The 20,142-nt window shown below is 40.7% G+C and carries 22 protein-coding genes and 2 tRNA genes; 2 read left to right on the top strand and 22 right to left on the bottom strand.

Annotated features, from left to right (window positions below; translation table 11 throughout):
• Nucleotides 1-247: 247 nt before the first annotated feature.
• From ABWV72_RS13790 to ABWV72_RS13685, 22 genes are all read right to left on the bottom strand, one after another.
• Nucleotides 248-323 (bottom strand) — tRNA-Lys (locus ABWV72_RS13790).
• 94 nt (nt 324-417) lie between these two features.
• Nucleotides 418-493, bottom strand: a tRNA-Lys gene (locus tag ABWV72_RS13785).
• A 224-nt stretch (nt 494-717) separates the two neighbouring features.
• A complete protein-coding gene (ybgF, locus tag ABWV72_RS13780; protein ID WP_353371187.1) occupies nt 718-1,488 on the bottom strand; it encodes a tol-pal system protein YbgF in 771 nt (256 codons plus the stop codon).
• A gap of 12 nt (nt 1,489-1,500) precedes the next feature.
• On the bottom strand, nt 1,501-2,067 hold the full coding sequence (gene pal / locus ABWV72_RS13775) for a peptidoglycan-associated lipoprotein Pal (protein WP_353371185.1): 567 nt from the start codon (nt 2,065-2,067) through the stop codon (nt 1,501-1,503).
• Between the two features lie 49 nt (nt 2,068-2,116).
• Nucleotides 2,117-3,472 carry a Tol-Pal system beta propeller repeat protein TolB gene (tolB, locus tag ABWV72_RS13770; protein ID WP_353371183.1) on the bottom strand — a complete coding sequence of 452 codons (1,356 nt, stop codon included), beginning with the start codon at nt 3,470-3,472 and terminating at the stop codon, nt 2,117-2,119.
• Between the two features lie 3 nt (nt 3,473-3,475).
• Entirely contained in the window at nt 3,476-4,342 is an 867-nt protein-coding gene (gene tolA, locus ABWV72_RS13765; RefSeq protein WP_353371181.1) for a cell envelope integrity protein TolA, read from the bottom strand.
• Between the two features lie 7 nt (nt 4,343-4,349).
• Nucleotides 4,350-4,772 (bottom strand): protein TolR, encoded by a 423-nt coding sequence (gene tolR, locus ABWV72_RS13760; protein WP_216048586.1) that lies wholly within the window; start codon nt 4,770-4,772, stop codon nt 4,350-4,352.
• Nucleotides 4,773-4,780: 8 nt separating this feature from the next.
• Nucleotides 4,781-5,470 (bottom strand): protein TolQ, encoded by a 690-nt coding sequence (tolQ, locus tag ABWV72_RS13755; RefSeq protein WP_353371179.1) that lies wholly within the window; start codon nt 5,468-5,470, stop codon nt 4,781-4,783.
• A complete protein-coding gene (gene ybgC, locus ABWV72_RS13750; protein ID WP_353371177.1) occupies nt 5,460-5,870 on the bottom strand; it encodes a tol-pal system-associated acyl-CoA thioesterase in 411 nt (136 codons plus the stop codon). Before ybgC ends, tolQ begins: the two co-directional genes overlap by 11 nt.
• Nucleotides 5,871-6,413: 543 nt before the next feature.
• Complete coding sequence (gene ruvB / locus ABWV72_RS13745; RefSeq protein WP_216048350.1) at nt 6,414-7,424, bottom strand: Holliday junction branch migration DNA helicase RuvB; 1,011 nt, start codon at nt 7,422-7,424, stop codon at nt 6,414-6,416.
• A gap of 154 nt (nt 7,425-7,578) precedes the next feature.
• Nucleotides 7,579-8,202: a Holliday junction branch migration protein RuvA gene (gene ruvA / locus ABWV72_RS13740; RefSeq protein WP_216048349.1), complete on the bottom strand. Its 624-nt coding sequence runs from the start codon at nt 8,200-8,202 to the stop codon at nt 7,579-7,581.
• Between the two features lie 48 nt (nt 8,203-8,250).
• Complete coding sequence (gene ruvC, locus ABWV72_RS13735) at nt 8,251-8,775, bottom strand: crossover junction endodeoxyribonuclease RuvC (protein ID WP_216048348.1); 525 nt, start codon at nt 8,773-8,775, stop codon at nt 8,251-8,253.
• Nucleotides 8,766-9,236 carry a dihydroneopterin triphosphate diphosphatase gene (gene nudB / locus ABWV72_RS13730; RefSeq protein ID WP_353371174.1) on the bottom strand — a complete coding sequence of 157 codons (471 nt, stop codon included), beginning with the start codon at nt 9,234-9,236 and terminating at the stop codon, nt 8,766-8,768. The genes ruvC and nudB overlap by 10 nt, the downstream gene beginning before the upstream one ends.
• Before the next feature lies 1 nt (nt 9,237).
• The gene (gene aspS, locus ABWV72_RS13725; RefSeq protein WP_353371172.1) at nt 9,238-11,004 is read right to left on the bottom strand and encodes an aspartate--tRNA ligase; all 1,767 of its coding nucleotides are present in this window, start codon (nt 11,002-11,004) and stop codon (nt 9,238-9,240) included.
• A 298-nt stretch (nt 11,005-11,302) separates the two neighbouring features.
• Nucleotides 11,303-12,658, bottom strand: a complete 1,356-nt coding sequence (locus ABWV72_RS13720) for a sigma 54-interacting transcriptional regulator (RefSeq protein WP_216048345.1) — start codon at nt 12,656-12,658, stop codon at nt 11,303-11,305.
• Nucleotides 12,655-13,227, bottom strand: a complete 573-nt coding sequence (locus ABWV72_RS13715) for a hypothetical protein (protein WP_303499125.1) — start codon at nt 13,225-13,227, stop codon at nt 12,655-12,657. The genes ABWV72_RS13720 and ABWV72_RS13715 overlap by 4 nt, the downstream gene beginning before the upstream one ends.
• On the bottom strand, nt 13,224-14,630 hold the full coding sequence (locus ABWV72_RS13710; protein WP_216048343.1) for a sensor histidine kinase: 1,407 nt from the start codon (nt 14,628-14,630) through the stop codon (nt 13,224-13,226). The genes ABWV72_RS13715 and ABWV72_RS13710 overlap by 4 nt, the downstream gene beginning before the upstream one ends.
• Before the next feature lie 198 nt (nt 14,631-14,828).
• The gene (locus ABWV72_RS13705; RefSeq protein WP_252729088.1) at nt 14,829-15,092 is read right to left on the bottom strand and encodes an EF-hand domain-containing protein; all 264 of its coding nucleotides are present in this window, start codon (nt 15,090-15,092) and stop codon (nt 14,829-14,831) included.
• Nucleotides 15,093-15,493: 401 nt separating this feature from the next.
• Nucleotides 15,494-15,946, bottom strand: a complete 453-nt coding sequence (locus tag ABWV72_RS13700) for a tellurite resistance TerB family protein (RefSeq protein ID WP_353371169.1) — start codon at nt 15,944-15,946, stop codon at nt 15,494-15,496.
• Between the two features lie 150 nt (nt 15,947-16,096).
• Nucleotides 16,097-16,549, bottom strand: a complete 453-nt coding sequence (locus ABWV72_RS13695; RefSeq protein ID WP_353371167.1) for a GNAT family N-acetyltransferase — start codon at nt 16,547-16,549, stop codon at nt 16,097-16,099.
• A gap of 3 nt (nt 16,550-16,552) precedes the next feature.
• Nucleotides 16,553-18,196 carry an ATP-binding SpoIIE family protein phosphatase gene (locus ABWV72_RS13690; RefSeq protein WP_353371165.1) on the bottom strand — a complete coding sequence of 548 codons (1,644 nt, stop codon included), beginning with the start codon at nt 18,194-18,196 and terminating at the stop codon, nt 16,553-16,555.
• Between the two features lie 13 nt (nt 18,197-18,209).
• Entirely contained in the window at nt 18,210-18,515 is a 306-nt protein-coding gene (locus tag ABWV72_RS13685) for an STAS domain-containing protein (protein WP_353371163.1), read from the bottom strand.
• Nucleotides 18,516-18,721: 206 nt separating this feature from the next.
• Between ABWV72_RS13685 and yciH the strand changes: the two genes are divergently transcribed.
• Nucleotides 18,722-19,045: a stress response translation initiation inhibitor YciH gene (yciH, locus tag ABWV72_RS13680; RefSeq protein WP_216048583.1), complete on the top strand. Its 324-nt coding sequence runs from the start codon at nt 18,722-18,724 to the stop codon at nt 19,043-19,045.
• 27 nt (nt 19,046-19,072) lie between these two features.
• Nucleotides 19,073-19,873: a response regulator transcription factor gene (locus ABWV72_RS13675; protein WP_216048339.1), complete on the top strand. Its 801-nt coding sequence runs from the start codon at nt 19,073-19,075 to the stop codon at nt 19,871-19,873.
• Nucleotides 19,874-20,142: the final 269 nt, after the last annotated feature.

Here is a 20,142-nt window from a genome sequence, read left to right as displayed (position 1 = left end):
GGTCTTTAGGCCGTGGCCTTAAACGAGGCCACAAAAACCACGGGGCTAATACACCCGCCTACACAACCTTGTAGCACGGTCTTTAGGCCGTGGCCTTGAACGAGGCCACAAAAACCACGGGGCTAAAGCACCCGCCTACAGAATTGTTCCCGACAATTTGTCGAACGGGCTGGTTCTCACCCTGCACGAATTGCATGATATTTTGTGGATTGATTGTTTAATTTTTATATTGAGAAATTTTCTAAGATGGTGGGTCGTGCTGGATTCGAACCAGCGACCAATTGATTAAAAGTCAACTGCTCTACCAACTGAGCTAACGACCCATCTATTGAAGCTTCTTGCTAATTCAGTAAATGTTGTACTGAATTATTTTGGACATCCTGTCCTCCCCGAAGGGATGTTACTCTAAACTGAAAGTGGTGGGTCGTGCTGGATTCGAACCAGCGACCAATTGATTAAAAGTCAACTGCTCTACCAACTGAGCTAACGACCCTTTTTCAGTTTTGTTACAGACCTCCTGCAACGGCGGCATATAATACTCAAATATCTTCGTGGTGCAACCTAAAACTGAGGTTATTTTAAATTATTTGTCTTTTCGTTGAAAAACTAAGCAAGTAAGGCGAAAACGGTATAAATTATGTGCACTAAAATATGATTTATACCGTTTTTAATCCTAAAATTAATTCAAACTAATTTAAAAAATTATTAATTTTTGAATTAATTCATCGCACTTAAACGTGAATTTGCGAGACGACTTGATGCAGAGTCTGGATATTCAGATAAAACCTGTTCGAACAGTTGTTTTGCTCTGGCTAAATTATCTCTGCGCTGTTCAACCACACCTAATTTAAATAATGCATCAGCACGTTTTGATGAATCAGGGTAACCACTCACCAATATTTGAAATTGTTCTGCTGCACTTTCCCACTGTTGCTTATTAAACAACAGTTGCCCCAACCAATAATGTGCATTAGCCGCATAACTGGAATTTGGGTAGGTTTTTATAAACGATTGAAATTCTGGAATCGCTAAATCGTATTGTTTATCCCGCAATATTAAATTAACAGCGCGGTCATACGCATCGCTTTCACTTACATTAGTAGAAACTGGCACTTCTACTTGCGAAATCTGTGCAGAATTATTGGAGCTTGAAATTGCGCTCGACTGTTGTTGATTACTTTGAGTATTAACAGCAGCAATACGTTTATCAATTTCCAAGTACAACTCTCGTTGTCTTTCTAAAATCTTTTCAAGTTGATGATTATGCAATTCTAACGTTCCGCGCATTTCGCTTACTTCGTTTTGCATTTCATCTAACTGTTGTTGTATTCGATGCTGCATCTCTGTGCGCGAATCTAAGATACGCTCTAACACTTCGACACGTTTAGTCAGGGATCCATCGTTTAAGTCTGTTACAGGCGCAGGAGCCGCATTTACTGCGGCTCCGTATACAAGTAAAAGACTAATCGCTTTTATGCGTTTAATCATAATGACTCAATCTTATTGATATACCAAAACACCACGGCGATTTTGCGCAAATGCAGATTCAGACGTGCCATTTGCTGCAGGTTTTTCTTCGCCATAAGAAACCACAGAAATCTGTGATGCGCTAACGTTAGCATTTAACAGGTATGTTTGTACTGATTTAGCACGTCTTTCACCCAATGCAATATTGTACTCAGGAGTGCCACGACGGTCACAGTGACCTTCAATCACCACAGACTGATTTGGGTTTGCCGCCAAAAACGCCGCATGCTTAGATAAAATAGCTCTTGCAGATGAAGTTAGATTCGACGTGTCAAAGTCGAAGTAAACGACTTGATCTTGCTCTAAACTTGCCAAATCTCTTGCCCGTTGTTCAGCTTCCATTTTTTCACGTTGCTGCATCGCCATAACTTCTGCTTGTTCAGCTTCTGCTTCTCTTGCTGCTTGATCAGCCGCTGCTTGTGCCGCTGCTGCTTCTTTAGCCGCTGCTTCGTCTACACCATTGTCTGTTGTAGTACATGCCATCACGGTCACCAATGGCAGTGCAATCACCAAACCTTTAAATACTTTTTTAAGTTGCATTTCGTTATTCCTTCTCGTTTTCGAAATTTCTAACAGTTTTGAATTTATATTACAAAAATGGTGACCAGCTAGGTGACTTAACCTGCCCTTCTGACACCGGCAACCTTGCCTTAAATCGTCCATCAAGTGACACCAATGATAATACCTGTCTTCCTTCGTGCAAAGTACTGTAGATTATCATACTGCCATTCGGTGCAAGACTTGGTGATTCATCTAAAAAAGTTTTAGTTAATACCAACATATCGCCTGAGTCCACGCCTTGCTTAGCAATATGGTAGTTCCCACGGGTACGATTAACCATGACCATTTGAGTGCCATCTGGTGTAAACGTTCCGCCTAGGTTCATATCACCCTCGAAAGTGACCCGCCGAGTCTTACCTGTAGCTAAATTTACTCGATAAATCTGAGGTTTACCACCCCGTTCTGAACTAAAAATCAAATGTTTACCATCTGGTGACCAACTTGGTTCTGTATCAATTGCCCGATTACGAGTTATTTGACGCAAACGCTTCGACGCGATATCCATCACATAAATTTCTGGATTTCCGTCTTTAGACAATACCATGGCTAACTCATTTCCATCTGGTGAAAAAGTGGGTGCACCATTTATGCCAGGAAAGTCGGTTAGCATGGTTCGGCTACCTGTATAGATATCCTGCATAAAAATTTGCGACTTTTTATTCTCAAACGACACATAGACTAGCTTTCTGCCATCTGGCGACCATGATGGTGACATTAGCGGTTCATTTGAACGCAATAATATATTTTCATTTTGACCGTCATAATCAGCCACGATTAATTGAAAGGGTTTGGCTTCCGTTGCAGAATCTCGAACAATTACGTATGCAATTTGCGTCAGAAATGCGCCTTTTTCACCGGTTAGTTTTTCGTAAACTATGTCGCTAATACGGTGAGCATACTGACGAAACTCATCACCGCCGATAACCCAGCTCCACTCGTCAAGGATATGGTCACGGTTAGTTACCAGCTGGCCATTGCTCATCATTTGTGTTTGACCACCGGTAATTTGGCCACGTATAACGTCTAGAAGTTGCAACGTAATTTTAAATTCATCCGCTGCTTGTTGTTGAATATGACCAATAAGCACAGCTTCTGCACCGGCTGCAGCCCATTCACTGTAGTCCACCTCGCTGTCTGATTTTGGTAACTGTGGCATTTTGTCGCGACTTAACGCGAAAAATTTGCCACTGCGAGTTAAATCAGCAGCAACCACTTCGTCAATGCTGCTTGGCGGCTGACTCCCTGCAGAGACGTGGAAAGGAACGATACCAATTGGACGGGCATTATTGACCCCTTCCGTAATATAGATTTCTAAAGTAGCACGTGACTCCAATGAGAAGCAAAGAAGTAAAAGGGTTAGCAAAATAGTGTTTATTTTATTCATTCATTAAAAACCAAAGTTAATAGTTATATCTTTTAGATTGTTGTACACCTGAGGGTCTGAGGACATCGGCAGCTCACCTGCTCTGCGAATTGCCTGTTCACCCGCCACACATACAACTTTATCTCCGCCAAGGGTACGAATCTGAATAACAAATCCAGATGATGATAAACGAATATTAATTCTGCATGATTTTCCTTTCATCGAATCATCTTTATAGGTATTTTGATCAATCTTTGCGTTAATCAACGCAGTATACTTTTCAGTCTCGGAGAGAACTTGACGCTGTCTTTGCTGATTACGTGAAGATTGTTCCATTTCCAACTGTTCTTGCATTAACCGTTCCTGTTCTCGCAATTCAGCTTCTTCTCGTTTTTTACGCTCGGCTTCTTTTTTCGCCCGTTCTTCATTTTCGCGCTTTTCTCTAGCCTTGCGCTCTCTTTCTTCTGCAGCTCTGCGCTCTAATTCACGTTGCTTTTTTTGCTGCTCTTCTACACGAGCTTTTTCTTCAGCTAAACGTTTTTTTTCTTTAGCTTCCGCCGCAGCTTGTTTTTGACGCTTTGCGTCTTCTATACGCTTTTTTTCTTTCGCTGCAATATCTCGTTTACGCTGTTCAGCTTCCGCCTTACGCCTTTGCTCATCTCGTATTTTTTGCAGCTCTTTTTGCTTTTCGGCTTGTTTTTTCTGCTCAATACGTTTTAGCTGGTCATTCACCGCCTTTTGATCAACTACAGTCGCTTCGATTGGCGTGAAATTGGCGGTATTTAATTCAATCTGCTTGGGGGGCGAATGAAAGTCGACACTTAGCGCCAGCAATCCGCCTAAGATAATGTGTAAAGCAATTGAAATGAAAATAGGGCTAAACTTAAACATGCAAAGCCTATTGTTCAGGAGACTCGGTCATTAAACCAACAGATGGTACCCCAGCGCGCTGCAATAAGACCATTAACTGAACTACGTTAGCATAAGGAACAGCACCATCTCCTTTTACAACAACAGGAGTATTCGGTTCTTTCTTAATTTGCTGTGCGACTATGACGGCCAAATCTGTGGCTGACATAGGATCCTCTTGCTTATCACCAACGTTAATAAAGTATTCACCTGCGGCATTAACCGAAGCAATAATAGGTGGTTTAGAATCATCTTGAAGCGCTTCAGCTTCCGCTTTTGGTAGATCAACTTTTACCCCTTGGGTTACCAAAGGTGCGGTCACCATAAATATGATCAATAGTACCAGCATGACATCGATGTAAGGAACAACGTTAATTTCCGATACTGGACGTCGCCGTTTACGCTCATACACAACCATGGTTAAACGCTCTCAACTCGTTGAGACAAAATCTGACGATGCAGAATACTGGAAAACTCTTCCATGAAATTACCGTAACTATTTTCTAGCTTTTCAACTTGATTACTAAAACGGTTGTAAGCAATAACCGATGGAATCGCTGCAAATAAGCCCATAGCGGTTGCAATAAGCGCTTCAGCAATACCTGGAGCCACCATAGCTAAGGTGGCTTGTTGAACTTCACCTAACGCAATAAACGAATTCATGATCCCCCAAACGGTACCAAATAAACCAATATAAGGACTAATAGAACCAGCAGTAGCAAGAAAGGATAAGTTAGCTTCGAGGTGATCGACTTCTCGTGATAGCGAGACGCGCATTGCTCTGTAGGTCCCTTCCATAGTGGCTTCGGTTGAACTGCCTGTGGCTTTACGCAATCGCACAAATTCTTTGAACCCAGCACAAAACAAACTGCCCATGCCCTGCACAGATTGACGGGCAGAAAGTTCTTGATACAGTTTATTCAGGTCAACCCCAGACCAAAATTTATCTTCGAATTTTTTGGTTTCAGTTTTTGCCAGTTTTAACACTTTGACACGTTGAAAAATGAATGCCCAAGAAACAACTGACGTTGCTAGTAGTAACAACATGACCAATTGAACCAAAAGACTTGCCTGCAAAAACAGGTCAAAGAATGACAAATTAGATGACACTTGAAATTTCCCCTAAAATGAATGCTGGTATTGCAATAGGTTTCATCTTTTTCAGATCAACACATGCAACCCTAATTTTCGCATTTACCAAACTTAAATTGTTTGAATTTGTTATTTGTTGTTGGAACAACATGCTAGCACGTTTTAATTCAATTATTTGTGTATTGACTTGCAATAAATCGTCGAATCTTGCTGCTGCAATATTGTCCATTTCCACCCGTTTGACGACAAAACCGATGAATTGTTCCAAAAGACTATGTTGTTCTATGCCAAAACTTCTTAACCACTCCGTTCTAGCACGCTCTAAAAATTTTAAATAATTAGCATAATATACAATACCACCTGCGTCTGTATCTTCGTAATAGACTCGCAATTTAAATTCATGAACAGGAAATTGCATCGAATTTTCTACCTCTTTAAATAACGCTTATGGTTAGTCCAGCGGACTTTAAAATAATTCAATTTTAATACGACAAATCGCATAATTATGTATGAGTTAAAATCATAATTTTAATGATAACCAGTAAATTTAAGCCTGTAACTAGATAATAGTGTGTTTTGCTTTTTAATAAGCATGCATAAGTTCAGCATAAAATTCAACTTTTACACTAGTTTTGTTAATCCAATTTTACTTCAATTGAGTTATCAAACAATAGCGAGAATCAGCTTAGAACAGCTAAAGCGTGAGATACAAAGAATTTAATCAAACAATTAAAAATATTAAGCATTATTTTTTCTAATCCGAAAATACAATTTTTTTCAATTGTGGATTTTTTCCTAACGTATAGAATGCGCGTCGTTCTCTTGACTAACGCAACGAATTTTCGAAGCGGTAGTCAGAAAATGTGTCAATTTTTGTTGATAGATGTGTTCCCTGGAATTTTCCTTTCCAAATACTTGTTGCTTTGCCCGCGATCTTCGCGGGCTTTTTTTTGCCTGTAGATTAATTTTGTGGTTTGTAGTCTTTACCAAAATGCAAGAAAGCGCGCTGTGACACTATTCGTCCTCGAGGGGTTCTTTGTAAAAATCCCTGTTGAATAAGAAAAGGCTCTATTACATCTTCGATGGTTTCTTTTTCTTCACCAATAGCAGCTGCCAAGTTATCCAATCCCACTGGCCCGCCCATAAATTTGTCGATAATGGTAAGTAACAGCTTGCGGTCCATGTAATCAAAACCTTCTTTATCAACGTCAAGCATATCCAGTGCTTGGGCGGCGATATTTTCAGATATATCACCGTCAGCTTTGACTTCTGCAAAATCTCGCACCCTGCGCAGTAAACGATTAGAAATCCGAGGAGTACCTCTAGAACGCCTTGCTATTTCTAAAGCCCCCTGTTCGTTGATGCTAAGGTTTAAGTATTTTGCTGAGCGTTTAACTATTTGCGTGAGATCTTTGAGATTATAAAACTCCAAACGCTGAACAATACCAAATCGATCACGTAAGGGAGAAGTAAGAGAGCCTGCACGGGTAGTAGCACCAATTAATGTAAAAGGGGGAAGCTCTAACTTAATTGAGCGAGCGGCTGGTCCCTCACCTATCATTATGTCTAACTGATAATCTTCCATTGCTGGGTACAGGACTTCTTCAACAACCGGGCTCAAACGATGTATTTCATCAATGAATAACACGTCATGTTCTTCTAGATTAGTTAATAAAGCGGCTAAATCTCCTGCCTTTTCTAAAACGGGTCCAGAGGTGGTTTTAATATTAACCCCCATTTCGTTAGCAACAATATTCGCAAGTGTGGTTTTACCTAACCCTGGAGGACCAAAGATAAGTAAGTGATCTAGTGCGTCACTGCGATTTCTGGCGGCTTGAATAAAAATATCCATTTGTTTACAGACATGATCTTGCCCAGTGTAGTCGGCCAGTAATTTAGGTCGGATTGCACGGTCCACCGCTTCGTCTTCGGTGTCTGCCGTGGGGTGGATTAATCGATCAGCTTCAATCATGAATGTATCTTCTGGTTAATATTTCGCATAGGGTAAAAGCAATTTTTGACGCGCTTTAGTTCATTTATTGCAAGTTCACAAACGACACTAAACAATAGTGTTTTTTTATACAGTAAATTGTAATATCTGTACAGTCTAGATTATGTTGCGAAGGTTACACCATCGAACGCAATGCTTCACGGATCAATTCTTCGCTACTAATGCCTTCTCGATACACTGAGTTAATCGTTTTCGCCGCTTGCGCAGGTTTATAACCCAATGCAACCATCGCACTTAGCGCATCCTCTTTTACGTCGGTTGGCTTGATTAGGCTATCTTGAGGCGCTTCTAATTGCATCGGTGGTAGATGGTGTTTTCCGTCGCCTTGCTCTTCTAGCTTTTTAAGGCGATCGCGCATTTCAACCACAAGTCTCTCGGCAGTCTTTTTACCGACGCCCGGTAATTTCACTAATCCAGAATAATCATCATGACTAACACACTGAATAAACTGCGATGCCGACATACCTGACAAAATTGTTAAGGCTAATTTGGGACCTACACCATTTACTTTGATCAACTCTCGGAACAAGGCTCGTTCAGATTTATCTGCAAACCCAAACAATAATTGTGCATCTTCGCGGACCACAAAATGAATATAAACTGTGGCTTCATGGCCAATTTCTGGCAACTGATAAAAGCTGGTCATGGGGAGTTGCACTTCATAACCTATGCCACCCGCTTCAATCAGAATTTCAGGGGGTTGCTTTTCTAATAGTTGGCCTCGAATTAAGCCGATCATAAACACGTCCTATTATGCTGGGTAATGTAATTGGGTATTTAGGAATGGTTATTTCCTCAATCTACCACGCACGGTCTTGCTAGCTTGACCAGCAAGCTTAATTAAAGTTTGGTAACTATGTCCATGGCACAATGCCACAGCAAGTGCATCCGCCGCATCTGCTTGTGGTTTTTTGGTTAACTTGAGTAAGTAGGTGACCATGTGCTGAACTTGGTTTTTTTCAGCGCTACCCTTGCCGACGACACTTTGTTTAATTTGGCGTGCCGAATATTCAGCTACCGGTAAATCAGCGTTAGTCGCTGCCACAATAGCAGCGCCCCGCGCCTGACCGAGTTTTAATGCAGAATCGGGGTTTTTCGCCATGAAAACCTGTTCTATAGCAAAGAACTGCGGTTGAAACTGGCAAATTATTTCAGTCACACCTTTGTAAATTTGATTCAATCTTGGGGCCAACTCATCACCTTGAACACGGATACATCCGCTGCCAAGATAACTAAAGGTATTGCCTGTTTGTTTAATAACACCGTAGCCTGTTATCCGTGAACCGGGATCGATACCGAGGATTATCGACATGCTTTTTCCACAGCAACTGTTAGCGCAGAATTGGGTACGAATTTTTCAATTGCCACCTTGTTGGTTGGTGACCAGACTTTTTCGATTGCCAATTCTTTAGACAACCATTGATAGGATAAATGTTCGGTTAACTTAATGTTTTCATCCCCACGCACTTGCAAAGCAAACACATGTTCAGTGTTGAATCGGCAGTCGGGAGGATATCGATGTTGCCATATATCGCGAATGGGATACTGATTGACACTTCGACAGTCCACAAGCTGAAGCTTATTTAGCGCTACATTTATACCTGTTTCTTCTTCCACTTCACGAATTGCAGTTTGTAACGGCAACTCCCCCGGTTCGAGTGTACCTGTCACGCTTTGCCAAAAATTAGGATCATCTTGACGCTGCATGACGAGTACATTTGCTGCCCCGTCAAAAATGACAACTAAAGCAGATTCCGGACGCTTAAACGCCATACTATTCGGCTTTTTTCTCTATGACTGTTGCAATGGATAGTTCTTTCAACTGCAAAGGGTTAGCTTCAGATGGTGCATCAGTTAAAGGACATGCAGCAGTGGTTGTTTTCGGGAATGCCATCACGTCTCTAATTGAAGTTGCACCAGTCATTAACATCACTAAGCGGTCTAAACCAAACGCAAGACCAGCGTGAGGAGGCGCGCCAAATTTAAGGGCTTCTAATAAGAAACCAAATTTCAATTCAGCTTCTTCTTCACTAATTCCCAACAAACGGAATACTTCAGATTGCATAGCTTGGTCGTGGATACGAACTGAACCACCGCCTAGTTCGACACCATTAAGTACCATATCGTAAGCATTAGAAATGGCGGTAGCAGGGTTCTGTGCTAGCTGAGAAGGTGTCATATCACGGGGGGCTGTGAATGGGTGATGTAGCGCATGGAAGTCTCCATCTACCTCTTCAAACATTGGGAAGTCAACAACCCAAAGAGGCTTCCACTCACCTTCAAGTAGGTCAAGATCTTCACCCAACTTCAAACGCAGAGCGCCCAAAGCTTCAGTAACCACATTGGCACTATCTGCACCAAACAAAATAATATCGCCATCAACAGCGCCACAACGCTTAACAATCCCCATGGCAACATCTTCGCTCAAGAACTTCAATATTGGTGACTGCAAACCATCCATGCCTGCGGAAAGATCATTGACCTTCATCCACGCTAAGCCTTTAGCACCGTAGATGCCGACAAAACTGCCGTAATTATCGATGTTTTTACGAGATAAAGCTGCGCCGCCAGGAACACGGAGCACGGCAACTCTGCCTTTAGGATCGTTGGCTGGTCCAGCAAACACTTTAAATTCAACATCTTTAAGTAAGTCAGCTACGTCAACTAACTCAAGAGGGTTACGTAAATCAGGTTTATCACTACCAAAACGACGCATTGCATCGGCAAAGGTCATGTGAGGAAATTCACCAAGATCGACATTTAACATTTTTTGGAATAGCTGTTTAATTAAACCTTCGGTTATAGACATCACACCTGCGGCATCTAGGAAGGTTGTTTCAATATCAATTTGGGTAAATTCAGGCTGGCGATCAGCACGCAAATCTTCATCGCGGAAACACTTAACAATTTGATAATAACGATCCATTCCTGACATCATCAACAACTGTTTGAACAGCTGAGGAGATTGCGGTAGTGCGAAAAACTCACCTTTGTGAGTGCGACTTGGCACTAGATAGTCTCGGGCACCTTCAGGTGTCGCTTTGGTTAGAATTGGCGTTTCAATGTCTAGGAAACCTTCACCTTCGAGGTAACTTCTTACCGCACTGGTTACTTTAGCGCGAAATTTTAAACGATCGCTCATAATTGGGCGACGTAAGTCTAAATAACGGTACTTTAGACGCTGTTCCTCTGAGTTTTCTTGGTTCCAATCTAATGGCAAAGCGGCAGATTTATTAAGTATAGTCAGTGCCTTACCTAATATTTCAATCTCGCCAGTGGACATATCTTTATTAATCTGGCCTTCAGGACGACTACGAACCAAACCACTGATTTGCACACAAAATTCATTACGCAGACTATTCGCAGTGGCAAATACATCTTCCAAATCAGGATCATAAACTACTTGTACGATACCTTCGCGATCACGTAAATCGAGAAAGATAACACCGCCCAAATCACGACGTTTATTTACCCAGCCACATAATGTGACTTCTTGACCTATATAACTTGCGTTTATGTTTCCGCAATAATCTGTGCGCATGAAAAGCCTCTGTTGCCAGTACATAACCAATAATTTTATAAATTATGTCATGTAACTAAAAAATTATGGATAAAATCCGAAAGGATTGAAAAGCCGCATAGTATAAACAAATCCGCGCCAAAGCACAGTCTTGAGAGTAACATTTATGGGGGATTTTACTTCAACCGATGAAAAATCCTCAGTAGTGGCAGAAAATTTAACTAAATTAATCTTGTGTGCTGTAAACCAAACACCTTGAAGGCTAGATTCGCTCCCTCAAATTATTATTTGAAAGAGCGAATATAGTGCTTATTGCGGATTAGGCGACTTCAGGTTTAAAGTCACTTGAATGTAAATCGTGTTTTTTCATTAATTTGTGCATATCGGTTCGATTTCGCCCAGCTAATTCCGCCGCACGAGTCACATTACCATCCGTCATTTTCAGCAATTTTAACAAATAGTTTTGTTCAAACGCGTCTCTGGCTTCAGTTAATGTTGGCCATTTTTGCTCAGAAGCCGACAGTGCTTGCTCGACTAAATGCGAGGCAATAACCGATGTTTGTGTTAACGCTACACATTGTTCTACCACGTTAACCAATTGTCTGACGTTACCAGGCCAAGGTGCAGTAGCTAAAAGCTGCATTGCATCATCAGAAAAACGGCTGACATTAACGCCATGGCGTTCTGCACTTTTGGCTAACAGATAGCGCGTTAATAATGGAATATCTTCTGAACGTTCCCGTAAAGATGGCAAGGTTAAATTCACCACGTTTAAGCGGTAGTACAAATCTTCACGGAAGTTTTGCTCTTGCATTTCTTTGGTAAGATCTTTATGAGTAGCAGATATCACTCTTACGTTAATTGGGATCTGTTTACTGCTGCCCACAGGACGAATTTGCTGTTCTTGCAAAGCCCTTAGTAACTTAACCTGCAAAGGTACCGGCATATCACCGATCTCATCCAAGAAAAGCGTTCCGCCGTCAGCTTCACGAAAAAGACCTTGATGCTCGTTGACCGCTCCAGTGAAAGCCCCTTTTGCATGACCAAATAATTCAGACTCCAACAAATTTTCTGGCAATGCACCACAGTTAATGGCTACGAATGGTTTGTTCCCCCGAGTACTGGCTTTGTGTAATGCTTTGGCAAGCAACTCTTTACCGGTTCCACTTGCGCCACTTATCAATACACTGACGTCGCGCTTGGCAACTCTGAATGCTTGGTCAAGCAGTTGCTCCATCTGCATCGAGCGGGTGATGATTTCTTCACTCCAAGTTCCATTTTGAGCACTTTGACTTTGACTCACTGCTTTGACTAATAACTCTCGCAACGCTTCATGATCAATCGGCTTGGTGAGAAAACCAAAAACCCCTCTTTGCGTTGCTTCAACGGCATCTTGAATAGTGCCATGGGCAGTCATTAAAATGACTGGAATATCGCGGCGAAGGGATACAATTTCTTCAAATAAGCTAAGACCGTCTAAGCCGGGCATACGTAAATCACTAAGAACAACATCAAAACTCTGGGTATTGAGCAATCTTAGTGCCTCTTTACCACCTTCAGCTGTAGCAACTTGATAACCCTCTCCTTGCAATCTGATAGTCATCAAACGCAACAAATTTTCATCGTCATCCACTAACAATATACGTGGTAATGCGTTTGTTTCAGATTTGCTCATTGGCTTATCCCCTCTTTTTTCTCCATCATAGATGCCTCAATTTTTAATAATTGGTCGATTTGCTGTTGCTGTTCAAACAATCTTTGTTGTTGAACATCTAGTTCTTTCGATTGATTGGTATTCATCCGAGTGAGAATCGTCAAAGCAGATTCAAACTCTAATAATTCCTGACTTGGCCGATAAACCAACACAAATAACAGCTGTTTCATTTGTTCGGTAAGCGAAGGAATCAAGTCATCAGCCCAACCTTGCGCTCTTAATCTATTTTGATACGGCGTACCTTTGCCTTGGCTTAACAGGACTTTTTTCATTAACTCGCCCGTTGAATCTCCTAGCTGATTTATTAACTCTTTTCGTTGTGTCCAAGAAAGAGTGTCGTGTTCAACCCAGAAATCTAGCCAATATGTCAGTTCACAATTATGTTCAACCGCTGAATCAGCCACAAACAAACAAAATTTATTCTGCTCTGGTAAAATGACCTGTGTTACCGGTACGGCTTCTTTAGGTGTGATTTCACATCCAGCCAACCCAATAAAACAGCCTAAAAGCAATAATGTTAACTTTTTCATGCCGCCACCTCGTCTTGTGGCAAACTTACTCGCATGCATACGTCTGCGTAGTCAACATCAACAATTTCAACAGTGCCATGCATCATTCGTGCACAATCTGCAACTATAGATAAACCTAGCCCCGATCCTATCACTCTATCGTTACGTCTATGTTCACCACGTTTGAAAGGTTCAAATAGTGATTTACGCTGTTCCATTGGAATTTTCCGCCCACGGTTAGCCACATCCAAAATTAAGGTATCCTTTTGTTTATAAAGCTTAATATCTATAGGACGACCTGCCGTGCCATGGGCTAAAGCATTCGACAAAAGGTTATCAATTATTCGTCTATATAAATTGGGATCTACAGTCATATCTATCACTTTGTTATCAACATTCACTTCATTTTTATGCTGTTGTATTGCTAAAGCGTTATCGATTAATGCTGCTTCTAGCAAACTTTTAGTGTCTGTTTTTTCATACACAGGCTTAGCCTGTTGCAATAGTAAGTTGTAGTCAAGTAATTGTTCAATGAGTAAATTCAATCGCTCTGTACTACTGGTTAATAAACTAACCACTTCTTTTTGTTGATCATTTAGCGGACCAACAACACTTTCAGAGAGTAATGAACAACCTTCTTTGATACTTGCTAAGGGAGTTTTAAGCTCGTGGGAGGCATGCCGTAGAAGCGCATGACGCAAATGTTCAAGTTGATTTAAGCGATCGGCTAACCAGTGTAATTTGTGCTCCACTTCGATCAATTCTTTAGGACCGGAGGTAGAGACTTTAGGCAAGGTTTCTGATTGTTTGGCAATTTCACTGATAATGCGTTCAATTTTTGTCACCGGCGAAAGAATCAATTGGCTGGCAAAAATGATTAACAACAATGAAAACGTGACCAGTAGAGCCGTAGACCAGGCTTGAGTTTGTTGCACCGAATTTACGTAGTCTTGTTGTTGTTTAATGCGTTCATCGAGTAACGAATCAACTTGTTGCTGTAACTCTTCAATAGAGCGACGAAATTCCGCTAATTGCGCATCGAGTAAGAGTTTATCTTCGATTTGGCCGTTATTTTCAAACCATGCTATGCGTTTTTGTAAAGCAGAGCAGACGTATTCACTGGGTAATTCAGCACACACGTTAACTAGCTTGGTTTCAAGCCGACTGATTGAATTATCAGTCAGTTGCTTTAATTCAGGCTTTTTTAATACGTGATATTGGCGGATCAATCTTTCCACATCAATGGCGATATTCTCCATATCACCGATTTGTCGCGCCATGGTTACTGAAAATTGAGCTTCACTGGCCGCTATTTGCGCCATTTTAGTCAACGTACTTTGGCTATGCCATAGCAACACAGCAAGAGGAATCAGCGCGATAAGAAAACTGATTAATGTGAGTTGTCGTAACGATCCAATTTGCATTTTCATACCTTAAACTACTTCGTACAAATTGGAGTATCCTATGTCAGAGACGTAAATGAAACCAAACAAATAATGAGTTTTTCATAAAGGACCTCAACATAAGGTTTTTTAGGGAAGTAACACGGTTTCAGAGCCGAAAAAACCAGAATGTTGAGGTAAAAAGGTTAAGCGTCAAAAATTAACGAACTCGCTGCTTAGCTAAGCTTTTTTGTTAATTTGTTTAATTATATTTGATTCGGACAACTCTTCGGCACTGATCTTTCCATCACCATTAGTGTCAATTTTGCCAAACGCTGCCAACAAATTAGGATCCGCGACCGCTTCTCTAATACTGATCATACCGTCTTCATCTAAGTCCATTTCGGCAATAAGATCGGATTGGGCATGGGCTACACTGCTAACTACCGGTTGCAGCATCATCATGCCCGCAAACATTAAGCCCGTAAAAATAAACTTTTTCATACAACAATCTCCATTTGAATTGCTTAGCGAAAAGGAAGAGGCATCCTTGCCATGCAATGCGATTAAACGCATTCAGAATGACTTAAAGTAAGTTGCAAACGCCATCGCAGCCAATAACAAAACCGTTATTTATAAGTCACCTTCGCTGTGTTCTTCCTTGAAAAGCCGTAGGAACCAGTACAGCTAACACAGTTACACCTAGGGGCTATAACATGTTTTATGCCAGACTTAAATTAGGCAATAAATTCAATCACTTATAATTAGTTCTCGATAGAAAGAACAGTGAACCCAAGTGCTACCGTTACTTTTTCGCAACACCAACCGTTCAAGATTAATATTATCTTTACAATTCAATTAGTTAGTATGTCTTCAATCAATGACAATTGGCATTTTCACTGGGGTTAAGAGGTACCATCTGTCACTTTGAGTTTACTTTGTATGAATTGACTGTGGGGTATATGCAATAGATCTGAGATACGACGGATTAGGTGAATTTCGTGCACATCAAGGTGTTTATCGGCATAAGCCACCCGCCACAATGATTCTAAAATTTGCAGCTTTTCTGGCACATCACAGTGTTGGTTAATAGTTCTGGTAAACTGGTGGTAATCCACCGCTTGACCTGCTTTATCTGAGGACAACTTGATTAAACTGTCTAGTTCATTGGCTGATAAATCAAAATGCCGTTTAAGTAATGTTTGATAAGCTAGTTGTTCCGACTCTTCAAACTTGCCGTCAGCCCGCATGATCTCATACAAAAGTACGGCTGTGGCTAATTCAACGGTGTGCTTTTCTGACACAGGTTCATTTTGTTGTAATTGTTGCTCAAACCAATCACCTAATGCTTTAAACATAAAAACTCCTACATTTTTAAAGCGAAATGTAAAAATAATACCGCTACTAAACGCAAAACAAGAGGTTTGGGCTGAATGGACTAACATTTACGTTTGCTGACCCAATTTAAGGGTGGTATTTCAAAATTCCACCCTAACCTTTAATCGTATTTAGTTTTCAGTCTCAAACATATAATAATGACTCGCTTTCATGCCAAGTTTTTTATAGGTTTCTTGAGCCACCAAATTATCGTGCTCAACATATAATCGAAAGCCACAAACCCCTTGGGATTGTTCAGCTAATTCTTTTACTTTTTGATATAGCATTGAATATACGCCTGTGCGTCTGTTTTCAGGACGAACATACACACTTTGAATCCACCAAAACTGGCTATTTCGCCAATCACTCCATTCCGAGGTCACCATTAAACTTCCAGCAATAGCACCATCATCTTGCTCGGCAACTAAATAAAAACCCTTTGCTCTGTCTTTAATAAGTGCGCTGACGCCGGCACTTAATACATCACCTTGCAGTTTTTTTTGTTCAGTTTCCCAAGCCATTGCTTGATTAAAATCCACTAGCGCTTGGATATCGGCTTTTGAAGCTTGTCGTATTGTTATCACTATTTACACCTTAATTGTCGCTGATACAGAGCGTCCTTGATCGGAATATTGAACGCTTTGACATAATGTTTTAATTAGAGGAATTCCCCTGCCATAGGTATCAGAGTCTTGGCTTGCCTGAATTTTTTGAAAGTCAAAACCCTCCCCCGAGTCCGATAAATTAATCGTCAAAATATTGATATTAGGGGTAAAACTAATCGCGATTTTGATTTCGCCTTGAGTCAATTTCGCTAATCGTTGATTACGCAGTTTAAAATATTCGAAGAACCCTTCAGTGGACTTTTTAATATCTGAATTTAATTTCAAAATACCGTGATCTAAAGAATTCATAAACAATTCGCTAATCACAGTAGATAAATCAGAACGCACTTTTTGCATACCCAACTGACTACACACCATCACCACAACATCATAAATTGGCGTAAATTTAGTTAACTGTTCGACTTTCATATCAACACTAATGTTAAAGGGTAATCGCGTAATTTCGATTTCAGCTTTTAAATCATCAAGATTTTGGCAGGTATAACTCACGAAGGTTATGTCGTCTAGTTGCTCGGCTTTTCCTCTATATTTTTCAGTTCGCTGGATAATTTGTTCTACAGTCATCAAAGGATTGGATGCCAACCAACTCATTACCACCTCTTCCCCCAACATTTGTTCTTCAGCGTTGGTAAGCTCAATAACGCCATCGGAATATCCTATTAATCTGTCACCGATTTTTGCATTAAAGTATTCAACATTTTCCTCAAACTCATCGACTTCAAGAATCCCCATTGCCATATGCGACGAAATAAATCGTTTTGATATGCGCCCCTCAGGCGTCATAACGGTGAGGTCTGGCATGCCTCCATTCCAAACAGAAAACTGATGACCTGACGCTGAAATTTCAACGACAACTGCCGCAAAAAACATATCTGAGGGCAGCAATGCTAAAAGAATTTGATTGAGGGTTTGTGAGATTTCAGAAACTGAAACGCCTTTTCTAGACATCGCTTGAAATGCTCTAGCCACAGGAAGCGCACCAATAGCTGATGCTAAACCATGACCAGTAAAGTCACCCATTAAAAAGTACATGCCTCCAGAGGGACTAGGTTCAGTTAAAAACACATCACCATTAAATGTACTGGCCGGGGCTAAGCGATAATCAAAATATTTCGTGGTGGCTTGATTGATAGTTAAGGCATTCGCAAAAATATGTTCAACAATGGCGTGCTCTCGTTCTACGCCCCTGCGAAAATAATTTAATTCGGCATTTTGCTTATTAGCGCGAATACTCAATAGTCGAGTACGGGCATGGGCTCTTATTTTTGCGGTTAAAATCGTTCGGTCAAAAGGTTTGGTAGCAAAATCATCACCGCCCACTTCAAGACATCGAGCTAACGCTGGCTGATCATCTATTGCGGTAATAAATATCACGGGTAGATAGGTATCACCTGCCATTTTTTTAAGAAGTGGGGCTACTTCATACCCGTCCATATCTGGCATGATCACATCAAGTAACACAAGGTCTGGACGAATCCTTTTAGCTAATTGCAGCGCTTCTCTACCCGACTCTGCTTCGAAGCAATCTAAATATCCTGCCTCTTCTAACATATGAACCAGCATGAACCGATTCAGGGACTCATCGTCAACTATTAATATACGCAAGGTATTGACTCATCTAGGACATATCGAACTTTTTATCAAAACGTGAAATTTTCAAAATTTTAGCCACTTGGGGACGACTATTAGCAATTTTAAAAGTGCGGACTTTATCTTCCATCGTTTTTTGCATATTCAACAGCATACCTAATGCGGAACTGTCCATGTATTCTGTATTCGACAGGTCTACTATGATTGTTTCAACATCATTTGAAGCGGATAAATAAGCGTCTCTAAATTCTTGTACTTTGCCAAAATCGAATTTTTCTTCCATGTAGATTATTAGCTCTTTTCCTCCGTCACCGGGGCGGGTCTCCAAGCTCATTTGTGACTCCATTTTTTACTTCTTGCTAAATTGCCCCTACTTTCGCACACAGATTCTATTTGGCAACTCTTTTTAGTATAGCCAAGATAAATATGTTTCAGCGAGTTAGTTTGTACCAGTTAAATGCATTGATCATTCTGATGTGGTTTTAATAGGTGCATTTTTTGTCTAAACTGGAGATATCCTTAGATTCAATTATTTCACATATGTCACAAAATAATCTTGTATACAGCACCGGCATCGGTAGATTAGAACCTCAAGTAAAAGAACAACCGAAATCAAAAAACACTGATGGGATAGTCAGGATTCGCCGCGAAACCAAAGGCCGGAAAGGTAAAGGTGTGACCACCATAGATGGCGTTGACTTACCAGCAGAGGCTTTAAAAAATCTATGTTCTGAGTTAAAGAAAAGCTGTGGAACAGGCGGTGCTATTAAAAACGGCGTGATCGAAATCCAAGGTGATAATCGCGATAAAATTAAACTGCTTCTAGAGAAAAAAGGTCTAACAGTCAAACTTGCAGGCGGTTAACCTTTACAACATCACTTCAGGATTTTTATGAACCATATTTCGTTGAGCGACGTCAATATTCTACTAATTGAGCCATCTGACACCCAAAGAAAAATCATTTCATCTTTGTTAATCAAAGAAAATGTCGGCTCCGTAGATTCTGTCTCCACTCTTGCAGAAGCTAAAAGCGTACTAAGATCTCACGGTAGTGATGTGGTGGTAAGTGCTATGTATTTTGAAGATGGAACAGGTTTAGATTTAATAAAACACATTAAAGGTAACGTGGAAACAGCCTCAATTCCTTTTATGTTAGTGAGTAGTGAAAATCGCGTCGCCAAATTAGAAGAATTTAAACAGGCCGGTGTCGCAGCCATTTTACCTAAGCCTTTTGAACCCTTGCATCTAGCAAGAGCATTAAATGCCACTCTAGACTTAATTAATTCTGAAGAATTGGATTTAGAATTGTACGATATTAAGGATGTGCGAGTGCTATTAGTGGATGACAGTCGTTTGGCGAGAAATCATATTCACCGCGTATTGGAGGGCATGGGATTAAGCAATATTAAAGAAGCTGAAAATGGCGCAACAGCACTGACTCTGCTCAAAGATAATATCTTCGACTTGGTTGTCACTGACTACAATATGCCAGAAATGGATGGTCGTGAATTATCTGAGTATATCCGATTTAATCCGGACACCTCGCATATTCCAATCATTATGGTAACCTCAGAAGCCACCAATAGTGCTCACATGGCGAATATCCAACATACCGGTGTTAACGCCCTATGTGACAAACCCTTTGAAGCACAAGAGGTACGTAAAATTCTTGCCACTTTGTTAGGTAGTTAACGGTTAATTCAACGAAGTTACATTGAAATTAGCAATAACTAATATCATCTTGCGATTGACAATATGGCGTTGAATTAATAGATTCTGCTCACCACTATCAAATCCAGTGATGAAGCTAGCTTGCAACTGGTTTCTTTACTCCTTTGAAGAACTTACAGATAGTTTTATATTTACCTGAAAAAGGCGCTTAAAACCGGTTTCATTACTTTTATCCACGGCCAATGGGAAAATATGATAATCCACTAGTCTTCTGCAAAGCCTCCATAGTT

This window comes from Aliiglaciecola sp. NS0011-25 (assembly GCF_040370605.1).
GTDB classification, from domain to species: Bacteria; Pseudomonadota; Gammaproteobacteria; order Enterobacterales; family Alteromonadaceae; genus Aliiglaciecola; species Aliiglaciecola lipolytica_A.
Note: the sequence above shows the minus strand (reverse complement) of the source record. Positions and strands in the feature narration are given on the sequence as shown.

Excerpts from the sequence above, each read along its gene's own strand:
- ybgF (WP_353371187.1), bottom strand. The coding sequence starts at position 1,488 with ATGATTAAACGCATAAAAGCGATTAGTCTTTTACTTGTATACGGAGCC.
- pal (WP_353371185.1), bottom strand. The coding sequence starts at position 2,067 with ATGCAACTTAAAAAAGTATTTAAAGGTTTGGTGATTGCACTGCCATTG.
- tolB (WP_353371183.1), bottom strand. The coding sequence starts at position 3,472 with ATGAATAAAATAAACACTATTTTGCTAACCCTTTTACTTCTTTGCTTC.
- tolA (WP_353371181.1), bottom strand. The coding sequence starts at position 4,342 with ATGTTTAAGTTTAGCCCTATTTTCATTTCAATTGCTTTACACATTATC.
- ybgC (WP_353371177.1), bottom strand. The coding sequence starts at position 5,870 with ATGCAATTTCCTGTTCATGAATTTAAATTGCGAGTCTATTACGAAGAT.
- ruvB (WP_216048350.1), bottom strand. The coding sequence starts at position 7,424 with ATGATTGAAGCTGATCGATTAATCCACCCCACGGCAGACACCGAAGAC.
- ruvA (WP_216048349.1), bottom strand. The coding sequence starts at position 8,202 with ATGATCGGCTTAATTCGAGGCCAACTATTAGAAAAGCAACCCCCTGAA.
- ruvC (WP_216048348.1), bottom strand. The coding sequence starts at position 8,775 with ATGTCGATAATCCTCGGTATCGATCCCGGTTCACGGATAACAGGCTAC.
- nudB (WP_353371174.1), bottom strand. The coding sequence starts at position 9,236 with ATGGCGTTTAAGCGTCCGGAATCTGCTTTAGTTGTCATTTTTGACGGG.
- aspS (WP_353371172.1), bottom strand. The coding sequence starts at position 11,004 with ATGCGCACAGATTATTGCGGAAACATAAACGCAAGTTATATAGGTCAA.
- ABWV72_RS13720 (WP_216048345.1), bottom strand. The coding sequence starts at position 12,658 with ATGAGCAAATCTGAAACAAACGCATTACCACGTATATTGTTAGTGGAT.
- ABWV72_RS13715 (WP_303499125.1), bottom strand. The coding sequence starts at position 13,227 with ATGAAAAAGTTAACATTATTGCTTTTAGGCTGTTTTATTGGGTTGGCT.
- ABWV72_RS13710 (WP_216048343.1), bottom strand. The coding sequence starts at position 14,630 with ATGCAAATTGGATCGTTACGACAACTCACATTAATCAGTTTTCTTATC.
- ABWV72_RS13705 (WP_252729088.1), bottom strand. The coding sequence starts at position 15,092 with ATGAAAAAGTTTATTTTTACGGGCTTAATGTTTGCGGGCATGATGATG.
- ABWV72_RS13700 (WP_353371169.1), bottom strand. The coding sequence starts at position 15,946 with ATGTTTAAAGCATTAGGTGATTGGTTTGAGCAACAATTACAACAAAAT.
- ABWV72_RS13685 (WP_353371163.1), bottom strand. The coding sequence starts at position 18,515 with ATGAGCTTGGAGACCCGCCCCGGTGACGGAGGAAAAGAGCTAATAATC.
- yciH (WP_216048583.1), top strand. The coding sequence starts at position 18,722 with ATGTCACAAAATAATCTTGTATACAGCACCGGCATCGGTAGATTAGAA.
- ABWV72_RS13675 (WP_216048339.1), top strand. The coding sequence starts at position 19,073 with ATGAACCATATTTCGTTGAGCGACGTCAATATTCTACTAATTGAGCCA.